The organism is Pseudonocardia petroleophila, assembly GCF_014235185.1.
Classification (GTDB): Bacteria; Actinomycetota; Actinomycetes; order Mycobacteriales; family Pseudonocardiaceae; genus Pseudonocardia; species Pseudonocardia petroleophila.
In genome coordinates, this window is the sequence record NZ_CP060131.1 from 845,196 (window position 1) to 863,360 (window position 18,165).

Here is an 18,165-nt window from a genome sequence, read left to right on the forward strand (position 1 = left end):
CGCCCGTCCGGACGGCCGACCCGCCGGGCGGGATCGGCGAACTCGCCGGGCGGAATCGGCGAACTCGCCGGGTGGGGACGGCGAACTCGCCGGGGGTGGGCACGTCAGCTGCCCTGCACCGGGGTGAAGCGGGGGAACGCGAGGTCACCCGCGTAGCGCGCGGCGTCGCCGAGGAACTCCTCGATGCGCAGCAGCTGGTTGTACTTCGCGACGCGCTCCGAGCGGGCCGGGGCACCGGTCTTGATCTGGCCGCAGCCGGTGGCGACGGCGAGGTCGGCGATCGTGGTGTCCTCGGTCTCGCCGGATCGGTGGCTCATCATGCAGCGGTAGCCGGACATGTGCGCGAGCGCGACGGCGTCGAGGGTCTCCGACAGCGTGCCGATCTGGTTGACCTTCACCAGCAGCGCGTTGGCCGCGCCGCGGGCGATGCCCTCCTCGAGCCGCTCGGGGTTGGTGACGAACAGGTCGTCGCCGACGATCTGGACCTTGTCGCCGATCGCCGAGGTGAGCCCGACCCAGCCCTCCCAGTCGTCCTCGTCGAGGGGGTCCTCGATCGAGACGAGCGGGTAGGCGCCGATCAGCTCGGCGTAGACGTCGGAGAGCTGCGCCGAGGAGAGCTTGCGGCCCTCGTAGGAGTAGACGCCGTCGCTGTGGAACTCGGTGGCGGCGACGTCGAGCGCGAGGACGATGTCGCGGCCCAGCGTGTAGCCGGTCTTCTCGACGGCCTCGGCGATGAGGTCGAGCGCGGCGCGGGTGCCGGGGAGGTCGGGGGCGAAGCCGCCCTCGTCGCCCAGCCCGGTGGCCAGGCCCTTGGCCTTGAGCACCGACTTGAGCGAGGCGTAGACCTCCGCGCCCCAGCGCAGGGCCTCGCGGAACGACTCGGCGCCCACCGGCGCGATCATGAACTCCTGCACGTCGACGGAGCTGTCGGCGTGCGCGCCCCCGTTGATGATGTTCATCATCGGCACGGGCAGCACGTGCGCGCCTGCCCCGCCGAGGTAGCGGTAGAGGTCGAGCCCCGAGGACTCCGCGGCGGCCTTGGCCACGGCCAGCGAGACCCCGAGGATCGCGTTGGCGCCCAGCTTGGACTTGTCGGGCGTGCCGTCGAGGTCGAGCAGGACCTGGTCGATGAGCCGCTGGTCGACGGCCTCCATGTCCTTGAGCTCGGGCGCGATGACGTCGAGGACGTTCTTCACGGCCTTCTCGACGCCCTTGCCGCCGAAGCGCAGCGGGTCGCCGTCGCGCAGCTCGACCGCCTCGTGCTCACCCGTGGAGGCGCCCGACGGGACCGCGGCGCGACCCAGCGTGCCGTCCTCCAGCGACACCTCGACCTCGACCGTGGGGTTGCCCCGCGAGTCGAGGATCTCCCGTGCGCCGACCTGCTCGATGACCGCCACCAGTGCTCCGCTCCATGCAGTGATCTCCGGTTCCGAGGTCAGGGTAGTCGGGAGGGCGCGGTATCCCGCGCAGGTGTCGACGGGCGGGTCCGCACGCTTTAACGTGGGAGCGACCATGACGGGTCCCGACCTCTTCGCCTCGTTCCGGCGCGCCGAGATGCTGGTGGCGCGCAGCCGTCCGCTCGACGCCCTGCAGGCGCTCGCGCCCGTCCTCGACAGCCAGCCCGACGACGCGTCGGTGCAGCTGCTCGCGGGGCGCGCGTACCTCAACTCCGCGCAGCTCCAGCGGGCCGAGGAGGCCTTCGTCCGGGTGCTCGACCTCGACCCCGCCGACCACTACGCGCGGTTCGCCCTCGGCAAGGCGCTGCAGCGGCAGGGCCGGCTGCAGGAGGCGCACGCGCAGCTGAAGATGGCCGCCGTGATGGATCCGCGCCCGGAGTACCAGGAGGCGCTCGGCGAGGTCCGGGCGCGGATGGCGCTCACCGACGACTGACCGGACATTCCCCCCATAACGCCCTCTGACCTGCGGTGATGTGCCGTTGCCGACCCTTCCCCCGGAGCCGCACGGCAGGTTAGCCTCCCCCTGCCTCTGCTGAGGCTCGGCTGGCCGGAGGGTACGGAATGCTCGGCAATCTCTTGATCGGCCTGCGCGAGGGCCTCGAGGCCGCGCTCGTGGTGAGCATCCTCATCGCGTTCCTCGTGCGCACCGACCGGCGCTCGGCGCTGCCGAAGGTGTGGCTCGGCGTCGGGATCGCGGTGGCGGTCAGCGTCGGCGTGACGTTCGTCCTCACCCTCACCCAGCAGGCGCTGACGTTCGAGGCGCAGGAGACGTTCGGCGGCGTGCTGTCGATCGTCGCGGTCGGCTTCGTCACCTGGATGATCTTCTGGATGCGCCGGGCCGCGCGGTCGATCTCCGCCGAGCTGCGCGGGAAGATGGAGGACGCGCTCGCGATGGGGTCGGGCGCGGTGGTCGTGATGGCCGCCCTGGCCGTCGGGCGCGAGGGGCTGGAGACCGCGGTCTTCTTCTTCGCCGCCGCCCAGGCCGCGGGCGAGACCACCGAGCCGCTGATCGGGTTCCTGTCCGGCATCGCGATCGCGGTCGTCATCGCCTACCTGATCTACCGCGGCGCCGTCACCCTCGACCTCGGCAGGTTCTTCTCCGTCACCGGCGGGCTGCTGATCTTCGTCGCCGCCGGGATCCTCGCCTACGGCGTGCACGACCTGCAGGAGGCCGGGATCCTGCCCGGACTGACCACGCTCGCCTTCGACGTGAGCGCCGCCGTCCCGCCGGACTCCTGGTACGGCGTGCTACTCAAGGGGATCTTCAACTTCTCCCCCGCCACCACCGTGCTCGAGGCGGCCGTCTGGGTCGCCTACGTCGCCGTGGTGCTCCCGCTGTTCCTGCGCCCCCAGCGCGTCCGCACCGCCGCCCCCGCTTGACCCGCACGAGGAGAACCATGTCCCGCCGCACCCCCGCCGCCGTCGGCGTCGCCGTCCTCGGCCTCGCCCTGGCCGGCTGCACCAGCACCGCCCCCGTCGACGCCGGCGCCGGCGGCCCGATCACCGTCGCCGCCACCGACGACGCGTGCGACGTCAGCGCAACCGAGGCCCCCGCCGGCACGATCTCGTTCGACATCACCAACGGCGGCAGCAAGGTCACCGAGTTCTACCTCTACGCCACCGGCGGCCGGATCATGGGCGAGGTCGAGAACATCGGCCCGGGCCTGTCGCGGCAGCTGATCGTCGAGGTCCCCGAGGGCGGCACCTACGAGACCGCGTGCAAGCCGGGCATGGTCGGCGACGGCATCCGCGGCGCGTTCACCGTCACCGGCTCCGCGCAGCGCTCGGTCGACACCGACACCCGCCTCGCCGAGGCCACCGCGGGCTACCAGCGCTACGTGAACTCGCAGGTCGAGGCGCTCGTGCCGAAGACGCAGGAGTTCGTCGACGCCGTGGTGGCCGGTGACGTCGAGGGCGCGAAGGCGCTGTACCCCGTCGCCCGCACCTACTGGGAGCGCATCGAGCCGGTGGCGGAGTCCTTCGGCGACCTCGACCCGCGCATCGACGGCCGCGACGACGGCGAGCCCGGCGTCGAGTTCACCGGGTTCCACCGCCTGGAGCGCGACCTGTGGCAGGACGGCCTGCAGCCCGACTCCACGGCGATCGCCGACATGCTGATGGACGACATCACCGAGCTCGCCAACCGCGTCCCTTCGGTCGAGCTCACCCCGCTCGCGCTGGCCAACGGCGCGAAGGAGCTCCTCGACGAGGTCGCCACCGGCAAGATCACCGGCGAGGAGGACCGCTACTCGCACACCGACCTGTGGGACTTCCGCGCCAACGTCGACGGCTCGCAGGGCGCCATCGCGGCCCTGCGCCCGGTCATCGACGAGCGCGACCCCGATCTCGGCCCCCTGCTCGACGAGCGCTTCGCGGCCCTCGACGCCCTGCTGGAGAACTACCGCGACGGCGACGGGTTCGTGCTCTACACCGCGCTGACCCCGGACGACGTCAAGGCCATGACCGAGGCGGTCGACGCGCTGGGTGAGCCGGTGAGCCAGGTCGCGGGCGTCGTCTCGTCGTGAACGCCTTCTCGCGTCGCCGCCTGCTCGGCTGGACGGGTGCCGGCGCGGCGGCCGTCGGGATCGGGGCGGTGGCCGGGTGCGCCGCCCCGGCCGCGCCGGCCCCCGCCGAGCTCGTCGTGCCGTTCCGCGGCGAGCACCAGGCCGGGATCGTCACGCCGGCCCAGGACCGGCTGCACTTCGTCGCCCTCGACGTCCTCACCGACGACCGCGAGGAGCTGCGCGCCCTGCTGCAGCGCTGGACCGCGGCCGCCGAGCGCATGACGGCGGGTGCGGAGACCACCCCGGGCGGGGCCACCGGCGGCAACCCGAACTCCCCTCCCGACGACACCGGCGAGGCGCTCGGGCTGCCCGCGGCCTCGCTCACCCTGACCTTCGGGGTGGGGGCGTCGCTGTTCGCGAAGGTCGGCCTCGACCCGTCGCTCGTGCCGCCCGGGCTGGCCGAGCTGCCCCGGTTCGCCGGCGACCAGCTCGACCCCGCGCTGTCCGGCGGCGACCTGTGCATCCAGGCCTGCTCCGACGACCCGCAGGTCGCGGTGCACGCCGTCCGCAACCTGGTCCGGATGGGCTTCGGCACCACCGCGGTGCGCTGGTCGCAGCTCGGGTTCGGGCGCACGTCGTCGACGTCGACCGCGCAGCAGACCCACCGCAACCTGTTCGGCTTCAAGGACGGCACCAACAACCTCAAGGCCGAGGACCCCGACGGCCTGCGCGACCAGGTCTGGGTGTCGCCCGACCGGGCGCCCGCGTGGCTCGCGGGCGGGAGCTACCTCGTGGCCCGGCGGATCCGGATGCACATCGAGATCTGGGACCGCACCTCGCTCGCCGAGCAGGAGGTGATCATCGGCCGGACGAAGGACTCCGGGGCCGCGATCGGCGCGGCCGGCGAGTTCGACCCCGCCGACTTCGCGGCCGTCGACGAGACCGGGGCCCCGCGGATCGCGGTCGACGCCCACATCCGGCTGGCCTCGGCGGAGTCGCTGGGCGGGGTGAAGATCCTGCGGCGCGGCTACAACTTCGTCGACGGCAGCGACGGGCAGGGGCACCTCAACGCCGGGCTGTTCTTCATCGCCTTCATGAACGACCCGCAGGCCCAGTTCGTGCCGATGCAGCGGGCGCTGGCGCAGTCCGACGTGCTGATGGAGTACATCGAGCACACCGGGTCGGCCGTGTTCGCCTGCCCCGCCGGGCTCGGTGAGGGCGCCTACTGGGGTCAGTCGCTGCTCGAGGCCTGACCCGGGGTCAGGAGACCGGGGCGGCCGCCGTCGCGTACCGGTCGGCGGCGGCCCAGACCAGCCGGGCGTACTCGCCGGAGCGGTTGTAGGTGAGCACCCCGTCCCACCAGCCGGCGCCGTCCGCGGTGTCGCGGTCGTCGGCGCACAGGTAGGCGGCCGCGCCGCGGGCCGCGTCGTCGATCTGGTGGGGGTCGGCCACGCCGTCGCCGTCGCCGTCGGCGCCGTAGGCCTCCCACGTCGTCGGCAGGAACTGCAGCGGGCCGACCGCGCGGTCGTGGACGGTGTCGCCGTCGAGCCGGCCGCCGTCGGTGTCGAGGATCTCGCGCACGCCGGCGGAGCCGTCCAGGGGCACCCCGACGATCCGCGGGGTCGGCCGCCCGTCGTCGCCGAGCGCGGCCCGGCCGAGGTTCCCGTGGTCGGACTCGACGCGCGCGATCCCGGCCAGCGTCGTCCAGGACAGGCGGCAGTCGGGGGTGTCGGTGCGCTGCGCGAGTTCCGCTGCCCCGTACGCCCGCAGCGCGCGGGCCGGGACGCCGGTCTGCCCGGCCGTCGCGTCGGCCCAGGCGACGAGGTCGACATCGACGGCGAGGGGCGCGCCCTGGGCGACCGGGGTGTCGCGGTCGACGTCGGCGGCCACGAGCCCGTCACCGCGGGACTCCCGCTCCCCGGACACCCCCCGGACGATCGCGACGAGCACGGCGACCACCACACCGAGGGTGACGAGGACGGCGACCGTTCCGGCCGATCGGGAGTTCACCCCGTCCAGACTAGCGGGGCCAGAACCGTCGCCAGGCCTGCTCGTCGAGGGAGTGGGGGTCGAGCCCGGCGTCGCGGGCGGCGGTCTCGGCCGCGCGCACGTCGGCCTCGAAGCGGCGGGCGGTGGTGCGCAGCTCGGCCTCGGGGTCGATGCCGGACAGCTTCGCGCGGGCGGCGAGGGCGAAGAGCTGCTCCCCGATCCCCGAGCCGGACGGCAGGAGGTCGACGGGCAGCCCGGCGCGCGAGGTGCGGCTGGCCAGCTTGGCGGCCAGCGCCACCGCGGGCTGCGCCGTCGCCACGCCGTCGACGCTGGACCCCCGCTGCTTCTCCGCGCGCTTGAGCTCCTCCCAGCGGTGCTCCTGCTTCACGGCGGTGTCGACGGTCTCCGCCGTGTCGATCCCCGACGGGGCGAACACGTGCGGGTGCCGCCCGACCAGCTTTGCGACGAGGTCGGCCGCGACGTCGTCGATCGTGAACGGGTCGGGGCCCTCGGCGGCGATGCGGGCGTGGAAGAGCACCTGCAGCAGGACGTCGCCCAGCTCCTCGCGCACGGCGACGCGGTCACCGTCCTCGATCGCCTGGTAGAGCTCGTAGCACTCCTCGACGAGGTACTGCAGCAGCGACTCGTGGGTCTGCTCGGCGTCCCACGGGCAGCCGCCGGGCGAGCGCAGCCGGTCCATCACCTCGACGGCGTCGAGGAGCGGGGAGCCGCTCACCCGGCTGCGGGGGGCGGCAGGATCGAGCCGGCCGTCTGGTCCTCGGCGACGACGGCGAGCTGGATCGGGTCCCACACGCCGTAGCGGGGGTTGACCTGCACGCCCAGCTCCTCCGACGCGGGCTGCAGCATCCGGTAGCCGATGAGCTGCAGGTCGGACTGGCCGAGCTGGTCGACGATCGACGGGCCCTCGGCCGGCAGGTCGGTCGTGCGGTCGAGGATCCGGATGACCGTCCACGGGGCGCCGTCCTGCGCCGGGCGCAGCACGATCACCGAGCCGGCCGGGGTGCCGAAGGCGAACGAGGTGGCGAGCGCGGGGTTGTCGACGGCCCGCACCTGCTGGGCGCGCTGGTCGGCGGGCACCCCGGCGAACACGGCCTCGGCGTCGGCGCCACCGGCCGCGACGGCCCGGGCGGCGCCGATCGCCTCCTCCTCGGACGGCAGCGCGACGAACTCCAGCGTCACGGCGAGCCGGTCGACGTAGCGGGCGCCGAGCGCGGCGGCCGCGAGGTCGTCGCGGATCTTCTCGCGCTGCACCTCGGGCGTGTACAGCGAGGACTGCGCGATCTCCTCGGGGGTGCCGGCCGTGGCCAGCGCGGCGTCGAGGTCGGCGTCGCTGATCGAGATGCCCTCCTCGGCGGTGCGCCGGTCGAGGAGGTCGCCCAGGATCGCGCCGGTGACGATCTCGCGCGCGACCTGCGGAGACCCGTAGCCGCCGCCCGCGCCCTGGTTGCGCCCGGAGACCGCCTGCGCCTTCTCCGGGCTCAGCGCGAGCGCGATCTGGTCCTGCACCACGTCGAGCGCGATGGCGTCGGTGCCGACGATCGCCGCCGACCCGATCTGACTCGGGCCCGACCCGCACCCGCTGACCATCGCGCCCACGACCGCCACCGCGGCCACGACCCGTCCCACCTGCCTGTGCACGGCGCCCACCCTCTCACGGGCCCGCGGGTCCCCCGGATTCCACCCGCGGGTCACCGGTCGGCGGGCACGACCACGGTGTCGCAGATCTTGTCGGCGAAGGTCTGGCTGCGGTCGTCCCACAGCGGCCACAGGTAGCCGACGTAGAACGGGACCGCGTCGACGACGTGCAGCAGCTGGCGGCCGATCGCGAGTCCGAACCCGACGGGCTGCAGGTCCCGCACCCGGACCAGCTTCGTGCCGACGATCCGCTTGCCGATGCTCTGGCCCGTCGTGCCCTGGCGGTAGCCGCTGTTCCAGATCGCGAACGCGAAGAGGGCGAGGTAGACGACGCCGCCGACGGTCAGCAGCAGGGTCAGGTCGCCGGAGGCCGAGAGCGGCACGATGACCAGGAGCGCGACGGCGGCCGGGACGACGCCGTCGATCAGCGTGGCGGCGACGCGCAGGCCCCACGGCGCGTAGGCGGTGGACGTCGTCGCGCCGCGGTCGGGCGTCGGGTAGCCGGCCGCCCCGCCGTACGCGGACGATCCCCCGTAGGCCGGTTGGGCCCCGTACGCCGGTTGGGCCCCGTACGCCGGTTGGGCCCCGTACGCCGGTTGGGCCCCGTACGCCGGTTGGGCCCCGTACGCCTGGTCGGGCCCGTACGCCGGACCGGCGGCGTAGCCCGGCCGGTGGTCGTACCCGAGTGGGGCCGCGTACCCGGGCTGGTTGCCGTACCCGGGCTGACCGCCGTAGCCGGGCTGGCCCCCGTAACCGGGTGGGCCCCCGTAGCCGGGCTGGTTGCCGTACCCGGGCTGGCCCCCGTAGCCGCGCTGACCGCCGTACCCGGGCTGGTCGCCGTGGCCGGGCCGGGGCCGGCCGGGGCCGGGGTGGGCGGGCGGTGGGGTGGCGGTCACGGGTCCTCCCGGGGGTGCGGACGGGGCCGGTACCACGGTCCGGCCCGGTCCACCGCCTGTGTTCTCGTCCCCCGGCCCGCGGCGTTACCCCGCGGCGGGCGCCGCCGTCGGCAGGACCAGGTCGTGGACCAGGCGCGTGCACCACTCCAGCAGCTCGACGTCGCGCAGCGGGGCTCCCCCGATCCGCCCGCCGGCCACCGGCTTCGGGACCACGACCGCCCGCGCGGCCGCCTTGTACTGCGACTTCGGGTAGAGCCGGTTCAGCCGCAGCTGGCCGGAGTCGGGCAGGTCGACCGGACCGACGCGGATCCCGTTGCCCGCCACCGCGACCTCGGCGATCCCGAGCCGGCGGCACTTCTGCCGGAACTCCGCGACGGCGAGCAGGTTGCGCACCGGCTGCGGCGGCTCGCCGTAGCGGTCGGTCAGCTCCTCGACGATCCGCTCCAGCGCCTCGGCGTCACCCGCCTCGGCGATCTTGCGGTAGACCTCCAGGCGCAGCCGCTCGCCGGTGACGTAGTCGTGCGGCACGTGGGCGTCGATCGGCAGGTCGACGCGCACGTCGGTGAGCTGCTCCTCCTCCTCGCCCTCCCCCGCGCCCGCCTGCTGCCGGAACGCCGCGACGGCCTCGCCGACGAGCCGGATGTAGAGGTCGAACCCGACGCCCGCGATGTGCCCGCTCTGCTCGGCGCCGAGGATGTTGCCCGCGCCGCGGATCTCCAGGTCCTTCATCGCGACGGCCGCGCCCGCCCCGAGCTCGGAGTGCTGGGCGATCGTGGCGAGCCGGTCGTGCGCGGTCTCGGTCAGCGGGTGCTCCGGGGGGAACAGGAAGTAGGCGTACCCGCGCTCGCGCCCCCGGCCGACGCGGCCGCGGAGCTGGTGGAGCTGCGAGAGTCCGAGGGTGTCGGAGCGCTCGACGATGAGGGTGTTGGCGTTGGAGATGTCGAGGCCGTTCTCGACGATCGTGGTGCAGACCAGCACGTCGAACTCGTTGTGCCAGAAGCCGTTGACGGTGCGTTCGAGCAGGTCCTCGTTCATCTGCCCGTGCGCCACCGCGATCCGGGCCTCCGGGACGAGGTCGCGGATCGTCTTGGCCGCCCTGTCGATCGTGGACACGCGGTTGTGCACGTAGAACACCTGCCCGTCGCGCAGCAGCTCGCGGCGGATCGCGGCGGCGACCTGCTTGGTGTCGTAGGCGCCGACGTAGGTGAGCGTGGGGTGGCGGTCCTCGGGCGGGGTCGTGATCGTCGACATCTCGCGGATGCCGGCCAGGCTCATCTCCAGGGTGCGCGGGATCGGCGTGGCGCTCAGCGTCAGCACGTCGACGTGCGTGCGCAGGGCGGTGATGTGCTCCTTGTGCTCGACGCCGAAGCGCTGCTCCTCGTCGACGATGACGAGCCCGAGGTCCTTCCACCGCACGCTGCTCTGCAGCAGCCGGTGGGTGCCGACCACGACGTCGACGGTGCCGTCGGTGAGACCGGTGATCGTCTCCTTGGCCTCGGCGTTGTCGGTGAACCGGGACAGCCCGCGCACGGTGACGGGGAACGCGCGCATCCGCTCGGTGAAGGTGTCGAGGTGCTGGGTGGCGAGCAGCGTCGTCGGGACGAGGACGGCGACCTGCTTGCCGTCCTGCACCGCCTTGAACGCCGCGCGCACCGCGATCTCGGTCTTGCCGAACCCGACGTCGCCGGAGATCACGCGGTCCATCGGGACGGGGCGCTCCATGTCGGCCTTCACCTCGTCGATCGCCGCCAGCTGGTCGGGCGTCTCGGTGTAGGGGAAGGCGTCCTCCATCTCGCGCTGCCACGGCGTGTCCTTCGCGAACGCGTGGCCGGGCGCGGACTGGCGCGCCGCGTAGAGCTGCACGAGCTGCGCCGCGATCTGGCGGACGGCCTTGCGCGCGCGGCCCTTCGTCTTCGCCCAGTCGCCGCCGCCGAGCTTGTTGAGCGTGGGGATCTCGCCGCCGACGTAGCGGCTGATCTCGTCGAGCGCGTCGGTGGGCACGAACAGCCGGTCGGCGGGCTGCCCCCGCTTGCTCGACGCGTACTCCAGCACCAGGTACTCCCGGGTGGCCCCGCCGACGGTGCGCTCCCGCATCTCCACGAACCTGCCGATGCCGTGCTGGGAGTGCACGACGTGGTCGCCCGGCTTGAGAGTGACCAGGTCGACGGTGTTGCGGCGCTTGCTCGGCATCTTCGTCGGGGCCGTGGCGGCGGCGCGGTTGCCGGTGAGGTCGGCCTCCGACAGCAGGACGAGCGGGCCCGCGGTGAAGCCCTGGTTCAGCCGCCCGCAGGTGACGGTGACGAGCCCCTTCTCCGGGTCGTCGGTCAGCTCGTCGACCAGCGTGGCCGGGACGTCGGCCTCCCGGAGCTGCTCCAGGCTGCGCTGCGCGGTACCGGCGCCGCCGACGACGAGCACGGCGGTGCCGCCGGAGGAGACGTGCGCGCGCAGGTCGACGAGGGCGCGGTCGGTGTCGCCGCGGTAGGACTCCACCTCGTGGACGGGCGGGGCGAGCGCGTCGTCGCGGCCCGAGAGCAGCGGGCTGAACGTGACGACCGGGTGGCCGGTGGCGGCGGCGTGGTGCAGCACGTCGTTCAGGTCGCGGTAGGCCGAGGCGCCCACGTCGATCGGGGCGTCGGCGCCGCTGGAGGCGGCGAACCAGGACGCCTCCAGGAACTCCTGCCCGGTGCGGACGAGGTCGGCGCTGCGGGTGCGGACGCGCTCCGGGTCGGCGACGAGGACGAGCGCCGTGGCGGGCAGCAGGTCGGTGAGCAGCTCCAGCTCGCCGCCGGTCAGCACCGGGACGAGCGACTCCATGCCCTCGGACGGGATGCCGTTGGCCAGGTGGTCGAGCAGCTCGCGCAGCGGGGGGTTGTTCTCGTGCGCCCGCGCGAGTGCGGCGGCCCGCTCGCGCACCGGGGCGGTGAGCAGCAGCTCCCGGCAGCCCGGGGCGTGCAGGACGTCGACGGGGGCGACCGAGCGCTGGTCGGCGACGGAGAACGTGCGCAGCTCGCTCACCTCGTCGCCCCAGAACTCGACGCGCAGCGGCTGGTCGGCCGTCGGGGGGAAGACGTCGACGATCCCGCCGCGGACGGCGAACTCGCCGCGCGCGGTGACCATCTCGACGCGCGTGTAGGCCAGCTCGACCAGGCGCTCCAGCAGGGCGTCGAAGTCGGCGGTGTCGCCGACCCGCAGCGACACCGGCTCCAGGCGGCCCAGGCCCGGCGCGATCGGCTGGATCAGGCTGCGGGCCGCGGTGACCAGCACCCGGGGCGCGGTGTCCGGGTCGGCGAGCCTGCGGAAGATCGACAGGCGGCGGCCGACGGTGTCGGGGCGCGGCGAGAGGCGCTCGTGCGGCAGCGTCTCCCAGCTCGGCAGCACCGCGACGGCGTCGGCGTCGACCAGGTCGGCGAGCGCGGCACCCAGGTCCTCGGCCTCGCGGTCGGTGGCGGTGACGGCCAGGACGGTGCGGCCCGCCTCGCCGAACCCTGCCGCGAGGAACGGGCGCAGCGCGGCCGGGCCCTCGACGCGCAGGGCCGGACCCCCGTCGGGGCCGGTGTCGGCCCGGGTGTCGCGGGCCGCGTCGAGGACGGCCCGGATGTCGGAGTCGGCGAGGACGGTGCGGAGGAGACCGGCGAGCTTGGCCACGGTGGCGGGGACCCCTTAGACGCGGATGGACGCACGCGGAACAGACCCCTGCCCGGGACGAATGCCCGGTCGGGGGTCTCGCACCCCACCCTACGCCGGGCCCCCGACGCCCTCCCCCGGCGTCGGATCAGGCGCGCGGCGGGAGGTCGGGGCGACGGCGGCTGGGTCGGGTCGCGATGTCCGGGGGCCGCACCGCCGGGGTGCGCTCGAGCGCCTCCAGCGCGAGGGCGATCGCCCGGTCGAGCTGGGGGTCGCGGCCCGCGGCCCAGTCCTGCGGCGTGACCACCACCTCGACGTCCGGCTCGACCCCGACGTTCTCGACGTCCCAGCCGAGGTCGTCGAACCAGTGCGAGTAGCGGGGCTGCGTCACCCCCGTCCCGTCGACGAGCCGGTAGCGGCTGTCGATGCCGATCACCCCGCCCCAGGTCCGCACGCCGACCACGGTCGCGATGCCGCGGCGCTTGAGCGCGACCGTCACGATGTCGCCGTCGGAGCCCGCCAGCTCGTCGGCGACGGCCACGACCGGGCCGCGCGGGGCGTCCATCGGGTACGTGCGCGGCGGGCGGTGCCGGGCGATCGTCCACGCCGTGACGCGCCGCGCGAGCTTCTCCACCACCAGCTGCGAGGTGTGCCCGCCCCCGTTGATCCGCACGTCGAGCACCAGCCCGTCGCGGGTGAGCTCGCGGCCCAGGTCGCGGTGCAGCTGCGCCCAGCCCGGCGCCATCATGTCCGGCACGTGCAGGTAGCCCAGGCGCCCGCCCGACCGCTCCGTGACGTGCGCGCGCCGCCCGGCCACCCAGTCCTGGTAGCGGAGCTGGTCCTCGTCGGGCAGCGGCCGGACGACGACGCGGCGCACGTCGGCCCCCGAGCGCACGGTGATCTCAGTGAGCGTGTCGGCGGTGCCGGCGAGCAGCGGCGCGGGCCCGGCGGCGGGGTCGATCGGCCGCCCGGCCACCTCCAGCAGCACGTCACCGGCCCGCACGTCGACGCCGGGCGAGGCGAGCGGGCTGCGCGCCCCTGGCGCGGACGTCTCCGGCGGCAGGACCCGCTCCACCCGCCAGCCGTCGTCGGAGGGCGCGAGGTCGGCCCCGAGGAACGCCGGGGCGACCCCCACCGGCCGCGGCCGGGCGCGGACGTAGGCGTGCGAGGAGCCCAGCTCGCCCTGCAGCTCCCACAGCACGTCGACGAGGTCGTCGTAGCTGCCGACGGCGTCGACGAGCGGGCGGTAGCGCTCCTGCTCGGCCGCCCAGTCGACGTCGGCCATGTCGGCGGTCCAGAAGTGGTCGCGCATGAGCCGCGCGGCCTCGTCGAACATCTGCCGCCACGACGCCGTCGGGTCGACGGTGACGGACAGGCGCGCGAGGTCGACCTCGTACTCGTCGGCGCCGTCGCCGCCCTCGGGGGCGCCGGAGCCGGACCGGTCGGTGCGCAGCACTCGCAGCGCCGTGCCGTCGCGGACGAGCAGCCGGGTGCCGTCGCCGCTGACCGCGTACCCGTCGACGGCGTCGGCGATCACGTCGAGCTTGCGGCGCACCAGGTCGAAGCGCTCCAGCACGGTCCGCCGCGGCTTCTCCGACGTGCCGGCCCGCCCGTCGCCGAGCACGCCGTTGACCGGGCTGCGCAGCCACAGCAGGCAGTCCTTGCCCGCCGTCAGCCCGGAGTACCTGGCCTCCACCACCGGCACCGGGACGACCCGCCCGGCCAGCCCCTCGACGTCGACGACGACCTCGGGCACGTCCGCGTCGGGGGCGGCGGGCACGGACGCGGCATCGGGCGACGACGGGTCGTCCGGGCCGGGCGCGGGCGGGTCGGCCGGGCCCTCGTCGCCGGGGCTGACCGGGCGCCCGTCCGGGCTCGCCCCGAACGGCGACGGCGTGCGCGCGGCCAGCGGCACCAGGAACGGTCGCCACGACGCCGGGAAGGTCAGGTCGAACGAGTGCTCGTCGTAGATCGGGTCGAAGCTGCGCCGCGACAGGAACGCCAGGTAGCGGCCGTCGTGGGTGAACGCGGGCCTGCGGTCCAGGAAGCGGGCCGGGGTGACCGGCACCAGCTCGCCGTCGGCGACGCGGGCGAGCACGATCCGGGTGGCCACCGCCTGCTCCACCGGCTCGGCGTACGCGAGCCACGCGCTGTCCGGCGACCAGTCCAGGCCCGACACCTCCACCCCGTCGGCGCTGCGGGCGAGCTCGCGGAACCCGCCGGACGCGGCGTCGAGCAGCAGCAGCCGGCCGTCGTGGGTGGCGAGGGCCACGGTCGTGCCGTCCGGGGACGGCTCGAGCTCCAGCACCCGGCCCAGCTCACCGGCCCCGCTGCGGCGCGGGGCGTCCCCGGCCAGCGGGTCGAGCGGGGCGACGCACACCGCGTCCTCGCCGAGCACGTCGTCGACCCACACCGCCCGGTCGGTGCCCAGCGGCCGCGCGAGGCGGGCCCGCGCGCCGGGCTCGGACAGCAGCGTCCGCGCCGGGCCGTCGCGGTGGGTCAGCCGGTGCACGGTGCCGCGGACCAGCGCGATGCTGGTGCGCCCGGTCCGGTCGGGCACGGCGGCGTCGACGCGGCCGGTGACGCGGTGGGGCTCGCGCGCGGTGCGCGGGCCGCCGAGCCGGACGTCGACGCGGCGGGGAGCGGCGTCGAGGGAGTCGAGGACCCAGATCTCCCCCGCCGACTCGTAGACGACCCGTCCGCCGTCGCTGGTGGCGTGGCGGACGTAGAACGCCGGCGCGTCCGGGCCGCCGTGGTCGGTGTGGCGGCGCAGGTCGGTGCCGTTGTGGGCGATCGAGTAGAGGTTGCCCCACCCCTCGTGGTCGGCGACGAACGCGATGCGCCCGCCGATCAGCATCGGCGACTCGATCTGCCCGTCGACGTGGGCCGCGACCCGCGCGAACGACCCCGCCGAGCCCGCGTCCCACCACAGCTTGCCGACGGTGCCGCCGCGGTAGCGCTTCCACCACGCGGGCTCCCGGGACAGGACGCTGAGCAGCAGCGTCCCGCTCTCGTCGGCCACCAGGTCGGCGACCGGCCCGACGGGCAGCGCCCGCGGGGCGCCCCCGGCGGCCGGGATCGCGAACGCGAAGGTGCGCCGCGGCGAGTGGTAGCCCGTCGAGGTGACGCCGAGGACCTCCTGGTCCGACGCCCAGCCGAGGTTGCGGGCGCGGGGATCGCCCCACCAGGTCAGCCGCCGCGCGACGCCGCCGTCCAGCGCCGTGACGAAGACGTCGGGCCCGCCCTCGCGCCAGGACGTCCACGCGACCCGGGTGCCGTCCGGGGAGATCCGGGGGTTCGCGACCGGGGCCGCGTCCGCGGTGACCCGGTGCGCCCGGCCACCCGCGAGCGGGACCGTCCAGACGTCGTCCTCGGCCGCCAGGACGAGGGTGTCGCCCCGCAGGTGGGGGAACCGGAGGTAGCTGGGCTGCGACATGGATCGCACCGTAGCCAGTCGAGGGCCCTACGGTCGCCTCACCCGGTCGGAGGCAGGATGGCGGCCATGCGGCGTGCGAGTGCAGCGGTGGCCGTGGCCGCCGCGCTGGTCCTGACCGGCTGTGCGGGGGCCTCCCCCGAGTCCGTCGCGGGGGGTGGCGCCGGCAGCGCACCGGCCGGCGGGGCCGAGGGCGGCCCGAGCCGCACCGGCACCCCGGAGCTGCGGGTCAGCGAGATCGCCGCCGGGTTCGACAACCCCTGGGACGTCGGCGTGCTGCCCGACGGGCGGGTGCTGGTGACCGAGCGCGACGGGCGGCTGAGCCTGCTGTCCGGGGTGACCGCGGGCGCCACCGTCACCCCGGTGACGGCCGACTTCTCCGACCTCCTCGCCCAGGGCGAGGGCGGCCTGATGGGCATGGTCGTGCACGACGACTTCGCCGAGACCCGCCGCTTCACCACCTGCCAGACCCACGTCGAGGGCGGCACGCCCACCGACGTCCGGCTCGTCACCTGGGAGCTCGCCGCCGACGGCTCCGCGGCCACCCGCGTCGCCGATCCGCTGGTCGGCGGCCTGCCGATCAACCCGTCCGGCCGGCACTCCGGCTGCCGCCCCACCCTCGCCGCCGACGGCGCGCTGCTGGTCGGCACCGGCGACACCGCCCGCGGCACGATCCCGCAGGACCTGTCCTCCCTGGGCGGCAAGGTGCTGCGCGTCGACCTCGCCACCGGCGGGCCGGTCGCCGGCAACCCCTTCGCCGACGCCGCCGACCCCGCGCAGCGGCTGATCTACACCTACGGCCACCGCAACGTGCAGGGCGTCGCCGTCGACGCGGCGGGCGGGGTCTGGACCGCCGAGCACGGACCGAGCACCGACGACGAGGTCAACCTGCTGCGGGCCGGCGGCAACTACGGCTGGGACCCGGGCCAGGGCGGCACCGTCGGCGGCTACGACGAGTCGGTGCCGATGACCGACCTCACCCGCTTCCCCGACGCCGTCCCGGCCGCGTGGAGCTCGGGCAGCCCGGTCGAGGCGCTCTCCGGTGCCGCGTTCCTGGCGGGCAGCCAGTGGGGCGACCTCGACGGGACGCTCGTCGTCGGCGCGCTGCGCGGGGAGAAGCTGCTGTTCATGACGCCGGGCGGGGACGCGATCGCCTCCGTCGCGGTGCCCGAGGCCCTCGACGGCACCTACGGGCGGCTGCGCGCGGTCCGCCTGGCCCCGGACGGCGCGCTGCTCGTCAGCACCTCCAACGGCGGCGACGACCGGATCCTGCGCATCGATCCGGTGTGAATGAAATGTCTGGTTCGTCACCCTCACCCTCGGTGACTCGTTAGGCCGAACGGGGGTCGTCGCTCGGCCTCCCGCCCGGACCCTTTCGAGAGAGGCCCCCGATGCCGACGACCTTCCGTCGCTCCCTGATCGCCGTCGCCGCCGTGACCACCGTCGGCGCGGCCGCGTTCGCCCCCGCCGCGTTCGCGACCGACGACGAGGACTCCTACGGCAAGGGCCTGCACGCCGTCGGCCTGGTCGACGGCACGACCCTCGTCGGCTTCGACACCGGTGACGCGGGCGCGACCTACGAGATCGGCGACGTCGACCTCGACCGCGACGCCTACCTCGTCGGCATCGACTACCGCGTCCAGGACGGCGGCCTCTACGGCGTCGGCAACCTCGGCGGCCTCTACCTGATCGACGACGAGGACGCCGACGCCGAGAAGATCGGCGAGCTGACGACCCCGCTGGTGGGCGTCGACTTCGCGGTGGACTTCAACCCGGCCGCCAACGCGCTGCGCATCCTGTCGGACACCGGCCAGAACCTGCGCCAGCCGTTCGCCGCCACCCCGCTGGCCGCGACCGCCGTCGACGGCCCGCTGACCAACCCGGCCGTGGCCCCGGCCACCGGCACCGTGCCCGCGCTGGGCGTGACCGGTGCGGCGTACACGAACAACGACCTGGACGCGGTCACCGCGACCACGCTGTTCGACCTCGACACGGTCCTGGACCGCGTGGCGCTCCAGTCCCCGGCCAACGCCGGCACCCTGGCCCCGACCGGCAGCCTCCCCGCCGACATCGGCCCCGACGCCGGGTTCGACATCCACTCCTCGCTCACCGACGGGGTGACCGACGGCAACGCCGCGTTCGCCGCGGTCGAGGTCGACGGCGAGCGCCGGCTGTGGAGCGTCGACCTGCTCACCGGCGGCGCCTACGACCTCGGGGCCTTCGGCGACGACGTCACCGACCTCGCGATCCAGCTCGACCAGTAGGTCCTCCGCGAACGGCCCGTCCCGGTTCCCGGGGCGGGCCGTTCGTGCGTTCAGCGTCCGTAGCGCACGGCCGCCCGCTCCCGCGCCTTCGCCGCCTCCACCTCGCGGTCCTTGGGCGGGGCGGCGGTGACGAGGGAGTCGAGCAGCTCGCGGGTGGCCGCCTCCACGGCGGCGACGGCCCGCTCGAACGCCTCGGCGTTGGCGGCGGACGGCTTCGCCGCCCCCGAGATCTTCCGGACGTACTGCAGCGCGGCCCCGTGCACCTCGTCCGGGGTGGCGGGCGGCTCGAAGTTGTGCAGGGTCCGGATGTTCCGACACATGCACCCGTTCCTACCGCATTCC

The 18,165-nt window shown here is 74.8% G+C and carries 13 protein-coding genes; 6 read left to right on the forward strand and 7 right to left on the reverse strand.

The window, feature by feature from the left end:
- Positions 1-104 precede the first annotated feature (104 nt).
- Complete coding sequence (gene eno, locus H6H00_RS04190) at positions 105-1,397, reverse strand: phosphopyruvate hydratase (RefSeq protein WP_185720040.1); 1,293 nt, start codon at positions 1,395-1,397, stop codon at positions 105-107.
- Between the two features lie 115 nt (positions 1,398-1,512).
- On the opposite strand from eno, the gene H6H00_RS04195 reads away from it, so the two are divergent.
- The 4 genes from H6H00_RS04195 (at position 1,513) to efeB (ending at position 5,214) form a co-directional block, all read left to right on the forward strand.
- Positions 1,513-1,890: a tetratricopeptide repeat protein gene (locus H6H00_RS04195; RefSeq protein ID WP_185720041.1), complete on the forward strand. Its 378-nt coding sequence runs from the start codon at positions 1,513-1,515 to the stop codon at positions 1,888-1,890.
- A 128-nt stretch (positions 1,891-2,018) separates the two neighbouring features.
- Entirely contained in the window at positions 2,019-2,837 is an 819-nt protein-coding gene (gene efeU, locus H6H00_RS04200) for an iron uptake transporter permease EfeU (RefSeq protein ID WP_185720042.1), read from the forward strand.
- A gap of 17 nt (positions 2,838-2,854) precedes the next feature.
- Complete coding sequence (gene efeO, locus H6H00_RS04205; protein ID WP_185720043.1) at positions 2,855-3,982, forward strand: iron uptake system protein EfeO; 1,128 nt, start codon at positions 2,855-2,857, stop codon at positions 3,980-3,982.
- Positions 3,979-5,214 (forward strand): iron uptake transporter deferrochelatase/peroxidase subunit, encoded by a 1,236-nt coding sequence (gene efeB, locus H6H00_RS04210; RefSeq protein ID WP_185720044.1) that lies wholly within the window; start codon positions 3,979-3,981, stop codon positions 5,212-5,214. Before efeO ends, efeB begins: the two co-directional genes overlap by 4 nt.
- A gap of 7 nt (positions 5,215-5,221) precedes the next feature.
- Here efeB and H6H00_RS04215 read toward each other — a convergent pair whose 3' ends face one another.
- The 5 genes from H6H00_RS04215 to H6H00_RS04240 all read right to left on the reverse strand — a co-directional run bounded on the left by H6H00_RS04215 (position 5,222) and on the right by H6H00_RS04240 (position 15,562).
- On the reverse strand, positions 5,222-5,971 hold the full coding sequence (locus H6H00_RS04215; protein WP_255425572.1) for a lytic murein transglycosylase: 750 nt from the start codon (positions 5,969-5,971) through the stop codon (positions 5,222-5,224).
- A 10-nt stretch (positions 5,972-5,981) separates the two neighbouring features.
- Positions 5,982-6,923, reverse strand: coding sequence for a nucleoside triphosphate pyrophosphohydrolase (locus H6H00_RS04220; RefSeq protein WP_379540073.1), 942 nt, complete (start codon positions 6,921-6,923; stop codon positions 5,982-5,984).
- A gap of 736 nt (positions 6,924-7,659) precedes the next feature.
- Complete coding sequence (locus tag H6H00_RS32660; RefSeq protein ID WP_185720046.1) at positions 7,660-8,502, reverse strand: RDD family protein; 843 nt, start codon at positions 8,500-8,502, stop codon at positions 7,660-7,662.
- A gap of 84 nt (positions 8,503-8,586) precedes the next feature.
- On the reverse strand, positions 8,587-12,147 hold the full coding sequence (mfd, locus tag H6H00_RS04235) for a transcription-repair coupling factor (RefSeq protein ID WP_185720047.1): 3,561 nt from the start codon (positions 12,145-12,147) through the stop codon (positions 8,587-8,589).
- Positions 12,148-12,274: 127 nt separating this feature from the next.
- The gene (locus tag H6H00_RS04240; protein ID WP_185720048.1) at positions 12,275-15,562 is read right to left on the reverse strand and encodes a S41 family peptidase; all 3,288 of its coding nucleotides are present in this window, start codon (positions 15,560-15,562) and stop codon (positions 12,275-12,277) included.
- 66 nt (positions 15,563-15,628) lie between these two features.
- Here H6H00_RS04240 and H6H00_RS04245 point away from each other — a divergent pair, with 66 nt between their 5' ends.
- Together H6H00_RS04245 and H6H00_RS04250 are read left to right on the forward strand one after the other, a co-directional pair.
- Complete coding sequence (locus tag H6H00_RS04245; protein ID WP_185720049.1) at positions 15,629-16,849, forward strand: PQQ-dependent sugar dehydrogenase; 1,221 nt, start codon at positions 15,629-15,631, stop codon at positions 16,847-16,849.
- A 101-nt stretch (positions 16,850-16,950) separates the two neighbouring features.
- Positions 16,951-17,823 (forward strand): DUF4394 domain-containing protein, encoded by an 873-nt coding sequence (locus H6H00_RS04250; RefSeq protein ID WP_185720050.1) that lies wholly within the window; start codon positions 16,951-16,953, stop codon positions 17,821-17,823.
- 50 nt (positions 17,824-17,873) lie between these two features.
- On the opposite strand, the gene H6H00_RS04255 is transcribed toward H6H00_RS04250, so the two are convergent.
- Positions 17,874-18,143 (reverse strand): DUF2277 domain-containing protein, encoded by a 270-nt coding sequence (locus H6H00_RS04255; protein WP_185720051.1) that lies wholly within the window; start codon positions 18,141-18,143, stop codon positions 17,874-17,876.
- Positions 18,144-18,165 lie beyond the last annotated feature (22 nt).